Source organism: Comamonas sp., assembly GCF_036666375.1.
Taxonomy (GTDB): domain Bacteria; phylum Pseudomonadota; class Gammaproteobacteria; order Burkholderiales; family Burkholderiaceae_C; genus Comamonas.
Genome location: NZ_JAVWWA010000140.1, coordinates 1 through 10,497, shown reverse-complemented (window position 1 = coordinate 10,497; position 10,497 = coordinate 1). Strand labels below are relative to the sequence as shown.

Below are 10,497 nucleotides of genomic sequence, written 5' to 3'. Positions count from 1 at the left end.
CACCACGAACGGATACGGCGCTTGCAGCCAGCGTGTCACAGCGCGGGGGCCGTCCCTGGCCGGGCGCCCCTGGCCGGGCGCCCCTGAGCGGCTCAAGGGGTGCTTTTACAATCCCCGCGTGCGCTTGGTCTTGGGCTCGGAGTAGGTCAGCGGCTCGTCCTTGACGATCAGCTTGTTGCGCTCGGCTTCGTCGGTCTGGCTGACCTGCTGGGCCTGGTCCACCACGCGCGCGCTTGCCAGCCACAGCGACTGGAAATGCTCGATCAGCTGCTTGTGGATAGGCTCCTTGGGCGGCTCCTCGACTTCCTCGACCTGCTTTTTCTCTTCGACCGCCGTCCAGTCGCGGTTGCCCTGGTCGGGCGCCGAAGGCTTGTCGGGCTCGCGCACGATCGCGCCTTCGCCCAGGCGGTCGGTGGATTCGATCGCGTTCACGGGGTTGATGGGGCGCACGGGCACGGCACCTGACGCGCCGGTCGAGTACAAATCAGCGCCCGTAGGTCGCCAGGCAGACGATCGATCGACAGGTGTGATTGACATGGTGAATCCTTCGGTGGCTCAAAAGTATGGCGAATGGCGGAAACTTCCCGCCCTCGTACCTTCATCGGCAGCGCCAGCCAAAAATAAAGCAATTTCTGCAAAAAAACCGGTTTTTTTGCAGAAATTTTGCCGATCCCGCCCAAACCCAGAGCCCATCGGCCCCCAGCGCTATAGAAATCGCTCGAGCAAGCGCTGCGAAGGACGGTCCAGCGCCGTGGTGTCGGGAACGGCGAACTGCACGCCGTCGCTGCCCGCGATGCGCAGCCGCGTGCGGCCATGGAGCTTGCGTATGTCTTCCTCGGCCTTGAGCACCAGTTGCGTCGCGCCGCGGTCGGTGTCGACTTCCCAGGTGCTGGGCGTGGAAAAGCTCGAGACGCTGCGGATCTTGAGGATGGTCGGCACGAACTCGCGGATGGCGAGGTCCTGCTCGATCAGCACGCGCGCGGCCGGCGGCAGCAGGCTCATGTGCGCCACCCACAGCGCTTCCTTGCCGTCGCTGCGCATCAGCGACAGCCCTTCCTCGGGCGCGGCCATGGGAAACGCGCGCACCGGCACCACGCCCACATGCTCGCTGCCGTCGGCCAGCTTCAATACCAGGCAGCCATGGGCGTCGCGCCGCACCTGCAGGTCCAGCGGGGTCATATCCAATGTTTCGGCCATGGTTCAGTCCTTGATCAGCGAGGTTTGCAGCACCAGGCCTGCGGCCTGCGCATCTTCTTCGGCACGCCGCGCCTGGGCTTCGTACAGGCGCCAGTAGGCGCCGCGCAGCGCAATGAGTTCGTCGTGCGGGCCGACTTCGACGATCTCGCCGCGGTCCATGACCACCAGGCGATCGGCCTTGCGCAGCGTCGACAGGCGGTGGGCAATGGCAATCGTCGTGCGGCCCTGCACCAGGTTGTCCAGCGCCTTCTGGATTTCCTTTTCGGTCTCGGTGTCCACGGCCGAAGTCGCTTCATCGAGAATCAGGATGCGCGGGTCGATCAGCAGCGCGCGCGCGATGCTGATGCGCTGGCGCTCGCCGCCCGACAGGCTCTGGCCGCGCTCGCCGACCAGCGAGTCATAGCCCTGGGGCAGGCGCAGGATGAATTCATGCGCATGGGCGGCACGCGCCGCGGCGACGATCTCGGCGCGCGTGGCCTCGGGCTTGCCATAGGCGATGTTCTCGGCGATGGTGCCGAAGAACAGGAACGGCTCCTGCAGCACCAGGCCGATGTTGCGCCGGTAGTCGGACACCGAGATGCGGCGCACGTCGACGCCGTCAAGCTGGATGGAGCCGGCCGAGACGTCGAAGAAGCGGCAGATGAGATTGACCAGCGTGCTCTTGCCCGAGCCGCTGTGGCCGACCAGGCCAATCATCTCGCCGGGCTTGATGTGCAGGTCCAGGTGCTTGATCACGCTGCGGCTGCCGTAGCGAAAGCCCACGTCCTTCATGGTGATCGCGCCCTGGACCTTGTCCATCTTCACGGGGTTGGCGGGCTGGGGCACGTTGCTCACATGGTCGAGGATGTCGAAGATGCGCTTGGCGCCGGCCGCGGCCTTCTGCGTGACCGAGACAATGCGGCTCATGGAGTCGAGGCGCGTGTAGAAACGGCCGATGTAGGCGATGAACGCGGTGAGCACACCGACGGTGATCGAGCCGTCGGCCACCAGGTAGATGCCGAAGCCCCAGACGATCAGCAGGCCGATTTCGGTCAGCAGCGTCACCGTGGGAGTGAACAGCGACCAGGTCTTGTTGACCTTGTCGTTGGCCTGCAGGTTGATCTGGTTGGCCTCGTCGAAGCGCGCGGCTTCGCGCTTTTCCTGGGCAAAGGCCTTGACCACGCGGATGCCGGGAATGGTGTCGGCCAGCACATTGGTGACTTCGGACCAGACGCGGTCTATCTTCTCGAAGCCGGTGCGCAGGCGGTCGCGCACGGTGTGGATCATCCAGGCAATGAACGGCAGCGGCACCAGCGTGACCAGCGCCAGCCAGGGGTTGATCGAGAACAGGATCACCGAAGTCATCACGATCATCAGCACGTCGGTGACGAAATCCAGCGCGTTGAGCGAAAGAAAGAGGTTGATGCGGTCGGTTTCGGCACCGATGCGCGCCATCAGGTCGCCCGTGCGCTTGCTGCCGTAGTAGTCGAGCGACAGCGTCAGCAGGTGGTTGTAGGTGGTGGTGCGCAGGTTGGCGCCTATGCGCTCGGAGACCTTGGCGAGCACGAAGGTGCGCGCCCAGCCCAGCGCCCAGGCGAGCAGCGCCGAGCCCAGCAGCGCGCTCAGGTAGAACGCCACCAGGCTGGAGTCGATCTTCTCGCCGTTCTGGAACGGGATCAGGATCTTGTCCATCAGCGGAATGGTCAGGTAGGGCGCGACCAGCTGGGCGCAGGTGGTGGCCAGCGTCAGCAGGAAGCCCAGCAGCAGCTGGCCCTGGTAAGGCTTGGCGAAGCGCCACAGGCGCAGCAGCACCCAGGTCGAGGTCTGGGGCGCCTGCTGGCGCGCGCAGGCCGGGCAGTCGTCGGTATTGGGCGGCAGGGTCGCATGGCACACCGGGCAATGCGCGGTTTCCTCGTCTTCGACCGCGCTGTAGGCCTGCTGGCGCGCGATGCGCTCGCGCTGGCGGTCGAACTGCTGCTGCAGCAGCACCATGGCCGCCTGGTGGCTCAGCGTGACGAACCAGTGCGCCAGGCGCGCGTCATGGTTGTGCAATTCGAGATGACCGACACCGCCGTGGTCGTGCAGGCGCAGGCTCTGATCGATGGTCAGTGCCCACTCACTCCATTGACGGGTCTTGGGGTCGCAGGCCAGCAACCTTTCTTGCGTCAGGGCCAATAGACCATTGCCAAACTGCAAATCAGCACTCAGGTCAACCGGGACGATGGCTAGAACGTTCTCATCAGAAGCGAGCCTGGCTCGCAGTTCGTCCCCCAGAGGGCCGGCAAAGACTGCCGAGGCGTCCACAGTATGGTGATGTTGCATGTTGAATTATTTTCCTCCGCCGCTGGCGGCTCCAAGAGTCTTACCGACTACCGCATCGGCATGGTAAACGTGGCAGCGCCGGACGCTCGTTACTCATTGCTCAACGCGCGAGCCTTCGATTAGGCTGACAAGCGGCACAATGCCTTTCATTCTTGGGCAGGAATGTGCAATTCCTGTTCTCCCCACCTTCTTACCGCTGAATGACATGGCGAAACTCAACGACATCCAACTCTTGCGTACAACCTTCCTGCGTGGCCCCAGTGTCTGGACCTATAGGCCCGTGCTCGAGGTGTGGCTGGATCTGGGTGAGCTCGAAGAATATCCGTCCAACAAGATTCCCGGCCTCAACGAGCGCCTGACCGCCTGGCTGCCCGACCTGATCGAGCACACCTGCGGCGTCGGCGAGCGCGGCGGCTTCATTCAGCGCCTCGAAGGCGGCACCTGGATGGGCCATGTGCTCGAGCATGTGGTGATCGAGCTGCTGAACCTCGCCGGCCTGCCCGCCGAATTCGGTCAGACACGCGAGATTTCCAAGCCCGGCGTCTACCGCATGGTGTTCCGCTGCCCCGAAGAAGCCGTGGCGCGCGTGGCGCTCGAAATGGGCCACCAGCTGCTGATGGCGGCGATCAACGACCAGCCGTTCGACCTCAAGCCCGCGATCCACGCGATCAAGACCGCGATCAACGACCGCTACCTGGGTCCCTCGACCGGCTGCATCGTCGATGCCGCCAGCGAGCGCCGCATTCCGCATATCCGCCTCAATGACGGCAACCTGGTGCAGCTGGGCTACGGCGCGGCCCAGCGCCGCATCTGGACCGCGGAGTCGGACCAGACCAGCGCCATCGCCGAAGGCATTGCCCAGGACAAGGACTTCACCAAGCGCCTGCTCGCGGCCTGCGGCGTGCCCGTGCCCGAAGGCCAGGTGGTCAACAGCCCCGAGGAAGCCTGGGAAGTCGCGCAGGAAATCGGCACGCCCGTGACCGTCAAGCCGTCCGACGGCAACCACGCGCGCGGCGTGACGCTGGAACTGTACGAGGAAGCCGACGTCAAGACCGCTTTCGCGCTGGCCCAGCCCGAAGGCTCGGACGTGATCGTCGAGAAGTTCATCGACGGCGTCGAGCACCGCATCCTGGTGGTCGGCGGCAAGGTGGTTGCCGCGACCAAGGGCGAGACCGTGAGCGTCTACGGCAATGGCACGGCAACGCTGAGCCAGCTGGTCGAAGTGCTCAACCAGGATCCGCGCCGCGGCCCCGAACAGGAATTCCCGCTCGACTGGATCAACCTGCAGGCCGGCGCCGTGAAGCTGGAACTCAACCGCCAGCATGTCGCGCCCGATTCCGTGATTCCCAAGGGCCAGGCGGTGCTGCTGCAGCGCAACGGCAACATGGCGATCGACTGCACCGACGAAGTGCACCCCGATGTCGCGTACTACGCGATCCTGGCGGCGAAGATTGTGGGCCTGGACATCGCGGGCATGGACATGATCCTCAAGGACGTGTCCCAGCCCATGCAGGGCCAGGGCGCCATCCTCGAAGTCAACGCCGGCCCCGGCCTGCTGATGCATCTGAAGCCCACCAACGGCGCGCCGCGCCCCGTGGGCATGGCGATTGCCGACCACCTGTTCCCGCGCACCGAGGAAGACCGCGATGCGGGCCGCATTCCCGTCGTGGGCATCGTCGGCACGCGTGAAAACGCGTTCATCGCCCGCCTCGTGGGCTGGCTGCTGCAGCTGTCGGGCAAGCGCACCGGCGTGGCCAGCAGCGAAGGCATGTTCCTGGCCAACCGCCAGACGCAGAAGACCGATACCGCCAACTGGGCCGGCGCCCACCGCCTGCTGACCAACCGTCTGGCCGAGGCCGCGGTGATCCAGACCACGCCGCGCTCCATCCTGGAAGAAGGCCTGGCCTATGACCGCTGCCTGATCGGCGTGGTCACCGACATGGACGGCTACGAGACGCTGGCCGACCACGACGTGCATGAAGCCGGCCAGATGCGCCGCGTGATCCGCACGCAGATCGACGTGGTGCTGAGCCACGGCGCGGGCGTGCTCAATGCCGACCTGGCCGAAGTCGCCGAACTGGCCGAGCTCAGCGACGGCGAAGTGATCCTGTACACGCTGGACGCCGCCAACGAAGTCGTCGCAGCCCACCGCCAGGACAACGAAGGCGGGCGCGCCGTGCTGGTCAAGGGCAACAATGTGGTGCTGGCCACGGGCGCGCAGGAGCGCGTGCTGGGCACGCTGGACGCGCTCGCCCTGCCCGGCGGCAAGCGCCCCGACACGCCGGCGCTGCTGGCCGCGATCGCCACGGCCTGGGCGCTTGATATCTCGCCCGATCTGATCGGCGCCGGTATCAAGACCTTCGAATACAGCAACTGATTTCACGCAAACCACGACGACATGCATGCCCGGCTGGCCCCACGCCAGCCCGCCATCTGAAAGAACCGACTATGCAGATCACCCGCATCCGCGCCTTGCGTGGCCCGAATCTCTGGACCCGCAGCACCGCCATCGAAGCCATCGTGCAGTGCGAAGACAACGAGCAGTGCTACACCTCGATTGCTGGCTTCGAAGAGAAGCTGCGCGCGCGCTTCCCGACCATCGCGCCGCTGCAGCCGCATGGCGCCGACCAGCGCCTGTCCCTGGCCCATGTACTCGAAGTCGCGGCGCTGTCGCTGCAGGCCCAGGCCGGCTGCCCGGTCACGTTCAGCCGCACGCATGAGACGCTGGAAAACGGCACCTTCCAGGTGGTCGTCGAGTACACCGAGGAAGCCGTGGGCAAGCTGGCCGTGGAAAAGGCGCTGGAGCTGGTGCAGGCCGCGCTGGCCGACACCGCCTTCGACGCCGAAGCCGCGATCACCGCGCTGCGCGAACTCGATGAAGACGAGCGCATCGGCCCCTCCACCGGCGCCATTGTCGACGCCGCCGTGGCGCGCGGCATTCCGTTTCGCCGCCTGACCTCGGGCTCGCTGGTGCAGCTGGGCTGGGGCGCGAAGGCGCGCCGCATCCAGGCCGCCGAACTCGACAACACCAGCGCCGTGGCCGAATCCATCGCCCAGGACAAGGACCTGACCAAGCGCCTGCTGCACTCGGCCGGCGTTCCCGTGCCGCTGGGCCGCCCGGTCGAATCGATCGATGAAGCCTGGGAAGTCGCGCTTGAAGTCGGCCTGCCGGTCGTGGTCAAGCCCCAGGACGGCAACCAGGGCAAGGGCGTCACGGTCAACCTGACCGAACGCAGCCAGCTCGCCGCGGCCTACGCCTCGGCCGAAAAATACGGCACGGTGATGGTCGAGCGCTTCCTGCCCGGCCATGACTTCCGCCTGCTGGTCGTCGGCGACCAGCTGGTCGCCGCCGCGCGCCGCGAACCGCCCCAGGTGCTGGGCGACGGCCAGCACACGGTGCGCGAACTGGTCGATGCAGTGAACCTCGACCCGCGCCGCGGCTCGGGCCATGGCACGGCGCTGACCAAGATCCGCCTCGACGACATCGCGGTCGCGCATATCGCGGCCGAAGGCCTGACGCCCGACTCCGTGCCCGCCCAGGGCCAGCGCGTGGTGCTGCGCAACAACGCCAACCTGTCGACCGGCGGCAGCGCCACCGATGTGACCGATGACGTGCACCCCGAGATCGCGGCGCGCGCCATCGAGGCCGCGCAGACCATTGGCCTGCACATCTGCGGCGTCGATGTGGTCTGCGAAACCATGCTGCGTCCGCTGGAAGAGCAAAACGGCGGCGTGGTCGAAGTCAACGCCGCGCCCGGCCTGCGCATGCACCTCGCGCCCTCGTTCGGCAAGCCGCGCCATGTGGGCGTGCCCATGGTCGACCAGCTGTTCGCCCATGGCCAGGACGGCCGCATTCCCGTGATCGCCGTGACCGGCACCAACGGCAAGACCACCACGGCGCGCATCATCGGCCACCTGTTCGCGGCCCATGGCCTGCGCGTGGGCATGACCAACACCGACGGCGTCTACGTCAACGGCCGCCAGATCGACAGCGGCGACTGCTCGGGCCCGCGCAGCGCACGCAACGTGCTGGCCCACCCCGAAGTCGACGCTGCCGTGCTCGAATGCGCGCGCGGCGGCATTCTGCGCGAAGGCCTGGGCTTTGACCGCTGCCAGGTCGCCGTCGTGACCAATGTGGGCGAAGGCGACCACCTGGGCCTGAACTTCATCACCACCGTCGAGGACCTGGCCGTGCTCAAGCGCGTGATCGTGCAGAACGTCGCGCCCACGGGCTACGGCGTGCTCAACGCGATCGACCCGCATGTCGCGGCCATGGCCAGCGTCTGCCCCGGCAAGATCATCTACTTCGCGGCCGACCGCCACCACCCGGTCATGGCCACGCACCGCGCCCAGGGCAACCGCGTGGTCTATGTCGACGGCGACTCCATCGTTGCCGCCGAAGGCTCGTGGCGCGAGACCATTTCGCTGCGCGACGTGCCGATCACGCGTGCCGGCACCATAGGCTTCCAGGTCGAGAACGTGATGGCCGCAACCGCTGCGGCCTGGGGCGCCAACCTGCCCTGGGAAACCATTCGCCGCGGCCTGTCGGGCTTCGTCAACGACAGCGACAACGCGCCCGGACGCTTCAACGTGATGGACTACCGCGGCGCGACGATCATCGCCGACTACGGCCACAACCCCGACGCGATGCGCGCGCTGGTCCAGGCCGTGGAAGCCATGCCGGCCAAGAAGCGCAGCGTGGTGATCAGCGGCGCGGGCGACCGCCGCGACCAGGACATCAGCGAACAGACCAAGATCCTGGGCCATGCCTTTGACGACGTGATCCTCTACCAGGACGCCTGCCAGCGCGGCCGCGAAGACGGCGAAGTGTTGCGCCTGCTGCAGCAGGGCCTGGCCGGCGCCAGCCGCACCAGCTACGTCACCGAGATCCAGGGCGAGTTCGTCGCCATCGACCACGCGCTCGCGCGCCTGCAGCCCGGCGACCTGTGCCTGGTGCTGATCGACCAGGTCGAACTGGCGCTGGCCCATCTGCAAAAGCATGTGGACGAGGCCGCGGGCAGCGCCGCGCCCTGAACGCCGGCGCGAATGGTACAAAGGGGGCACTGCCCCCTTTTTTCATTTCTGCCCGCCATGCCCCACAAAACGCTCAAAGCCCTGCTGATTCTTGCCCTGGCCGGCTGCGGCGCCGCCGCCCAGACCGAGACCATAGGCTCGGTGGACACCGTCTTCAAATTTCTGGGCCCGGACCACAAGATCGTCGTCGATGCCTATGACGACCCCAAGGTGGCGGGCGTGACCTGCTATGTGTCGCGCGCCAAGACCGGCGGCATCAAGGGCGGCCTGGGCCTGGCCGAGGACCGCGCCGAAGCCTCGATCAGCTGCCACCAGACCGGTGCCATCACCATCAGCGCCCCGCTGCCGCAGCAGGAAGAGGTCTACAGCGAACGCGCCTCGCTGCTGTTCAAGCGGCTGCGCGTGGTGCGCATGCTGGACGTGCCGCGCAACACCCTGGTCTACATGACGTATTCGGACCGCGTGATCGAAGGCTCGCCACAGAACAGCGTGACGGCCGTGCCGGTGCCGCGCAGCACGCCGATTCCGGTGAAGAAATAGGCCGCCGACGGACGACTCCGGCCTACAGGCCTGCCTGGGCAGCCGGCCTAGCATGGGAGCTCTGCAAAGGAAGAAACCATGACCAGCAAGCCACAGACTCCCGAGAAGACTGCCACGCCCACCGACACCATTGACGCGCCGCGCAGCGTGGACACCACCGAGCGCGAGGACGGCGACGCCACCGAATCGCCCAAGCTGCCGCACGAGCGCGACGAGTCGGTCGACATGACCCATGGCGAGCCCAGCGAAAAGATGCGCCAGGCCCATGCCGATGTCGCCAGCGGCCAGCAGGACACCGACGCGCGCAACACCGAGGCGCGCCGGCTCGATCCCAAGAACAACCCCAGGGCGGCCTGAGCGGGGCCAGGCCGCGCTAGCCCGCGATCAGCACCAGACCCGGCGGCAGGCTCTCGCCGAAGCTGCGGCGCTGCTCGGCGGCATCGAGTTCCACGACGCCGGCCACCATGGCCTGCCAGTTTTCGGGCGCGCGCTGCTGCGCCAGCCGCGCGATCACCGGCGCGCGCTGGACATCGCTCAGGTCGCGCGCTCTGTCGCCGGTCATGCGCGCCATCTGCACCGCGGCAAACATGGCGCTGTCGTTGTGGCGCCAGTCCTGGGCCAGCACCGCGTCAAGGAACGGGTCGAGCTGCTCGGGCGGAATGATCTGGTGCGCGCCCGCGGGGCCCAGCGGCACGCGGCTGCAGATGCGCCCCAGCGCCCACCAGGTCTGCAGCGATTCACCGGGCTTGGCCAGGCGCTCGAGCATCCACTGCGCCATTTCAAGCCGGTAGGCCCAGGGCACGTTTTCCAGCACCGCAAACAGCCGCACCATGTCGTCGTAGCTGCCCAGCGCCGATGATTTTCCCTGGGCGCGCTGGCCGGCCTGCTGCATGTGGCCGGCAACGTCTTCGAGCAATTGCATCTGCTGGGCTTCGGCAAGGCCGGCGGCCGCGCGCCGCCAGAAGATCCACCATTCGGCCCAGTTGCCGCTGTCCTGCGCATGGGCCAGGCCCTGGTCGTGCAGCGCCCAGACCTGGGCCATGCGCCAGTCGTCGAGCTCCGCCCCCACGCCGGGGCGCAGGCAGTAGCCCGCGAGATTGAGCCAGCTGCGCTCGTGCTCGGGCGTGCGCCGACGCCGGCGCGCGCGCGCCAGCAGCGCGTCGAACAAAGTGCGCAGCAGCGCCAGATCCCAGCTTTCGCGCGCGCCCAATATTTTCTCCAGCGCTGCGCGCAGCTGTTTGACTTCCTTGGCGGCCACGCTCTGGTCCTGGCTGCCGAACACGCGCTCGATCTGCGCGATGGCGCGCGCCAGCGCGGCGTCGGCCGCAGCATCGGCTGCCGCAGCACCGGCCTCGCCACGCACTGCAAACACCAGCGGCCAGGTCTGCGCCGGGTCCTGCACGGCAACGCACTGCACTTCGAGCG

7 protein-coding genes and 1 pseudogene are annotated in these 10,497 nt (G+C 67.1%); 4 read left to right on the top strand and 4 right to left on the bottom strand.

Annotated elements, in window-relative coordinates; all coding sequences use genetic code 11:
• Positions 1 to 105: 105 nt before the first annotated feature.
• From RR928_RS22590 to RR928_RS22580, 3 genes are all read right to left on the bottom strand, one after another.
• Positions 106 to 537, bottom strand: a complete 432-nt coding sequence (locus tag RR928_RS22590; RefSeq protein ID WP_332533943.1) for a hypothetical protein — start codon at positions 535 to 537, stop codon at positions 106 to 108.
• A 168-nt stretch (positions 538 to 705) separates the two neighbouring features.
• A complete protein-coding gene (locus tag RR928_RS22585) occupies positions 706 to 1,197 on the bottom strand; it encodes a cyanophycin metabolism-associated DUF1854 family protein (RefSeq protein WP_332684345.1) in 492 nt (163 codons plus the stop codon).
• A 3-nt stretch (positions 1,198 to 1,200) separates the two neighbouring features.
• Positions 1,201 to 3,498, bottom strand: a complete 2,298-nt coding sequence (locus RR928_RS22580) for a cyanophycin metabolism-associated ABC transporter (protein WP_332533941.1) — start codon at positions 3,496 to 3,498, stop codon at positions 1,201 to 1,203.
• Positions 3,499 to 3,703: 205 nt separating this feature from the next.
• On the opposite strand from RR928_RS22580, the gene RR928_RS22575 reads away from it, so the two are divergent.
• From RR928_RS22575 to RR928_RS22560, 4 genes are all read left to right on the top strand, one after another.
• Positions 3,704 to 5,875, top strand: a complete 2,172-nt coding sequence (locus tag RR928_RS22575) for a cyanophycin synthetase (RefSeq protein WP_332549854.1) — start codon at positions 3,704 to 3,706, stop codon at positions 5,873 to 5,875.
• 71 nt (positions 5,876 to 5,946) lie between these two features.
• Positions 5,947 to 8,532 carry a cyanophycin synthetase gene (gene cphA, locus RR928_RS22570; RefSeq protein ID WP_332533939.1) on the top strand — a complete coding sequence of 862 codons (2,586 nt, stop codon included), beginning with the start codon at positions 5,947 to 5,949 and terminating at the stop codon, positions 8,530 to 8,532.
• Positions 8,533 to 8,589: 57 nt separating this feature from the next.
• The gene (locus RR928_RS22565; protein WP_332533938.1) at positions 8,590 to 9,072 is read left to right on the top strand and encodes a CreA family protein; all 483 of its coding nucleotides are present in this window, start codon (positions 8,590 to 8,592) and stop codon (positions 9,070 to 9,072) included.
• Between the two features lie 78 nt (positions 9,073 to 9,150).
• Positions 9,151 to 9,429, top strand: coding sequence for a hypothetical protein (locus RR928_RS22560; protein ID WP_332533937.1), 279 nt, complete (start codon positions 9,151 to 9,153; stop codon positions 9,427 to 9,429).
• A gap of 16 nt (positions 9,430 to 9,445) precedes the next feature.
• Here the strand turns inward: RR928_RS22560 and RR928_RS22555 are convergent.
• Positions 9,446 to 10,497, bottom strand: a pseudogene (locus tag RR928_RS22555) (Hsp70 family protein); the annotation flags it as partial.

Coding starts and splice junctions, on each gene's coding strand:
- RR928_RS22590 (WP_332533943.1), bottom strand. CDS start 537: ATGTCAATCACACCTGTCGATCGATCGTCTGCCTGGCGACCTACGGGC.
- RR928_RS22585 (WP_332684345.1), bottom strand. CDS start 1,197: ATGGCCGAAACATTGGATATGACCCCGCTGGACCTGCAGGTGCGGCGC.
- RR928_RS22580 (WP_332533941.1), bottom strand. CDS start 3,498: ATGCAACATCACCATACTGTGGACGCCTCGGCAGTCTTTGCCGGCCCT.
- RR928_RS22575 (WP_332549854.1), top strand. CDS start 3,704: ATGGCGAAACTCAACGACATCCAACTCTTGCGTACAACCTTCCTGCGT.
- cphA (WP_332533939.1), top strand. CDS start 5,947: ATGCAGATCACCCGCATCCGCGCCTTGCGTGGCCCGAATCTCTGGACC.
- RR928_RS22565 (WP_332533938.1), top strand. CDS start 8,590: ATGCCCCACAAAACGCTCAAAGCCCTGCTGATTCTTGCCCTGGCCGGC.
- RR928_RS22560 (WP_332533937.1), top strand. CDS start 9,151: ATGACCAGCAAGCCACAGACTCCCGAGAAGACTGCCACGCCCACCGAC.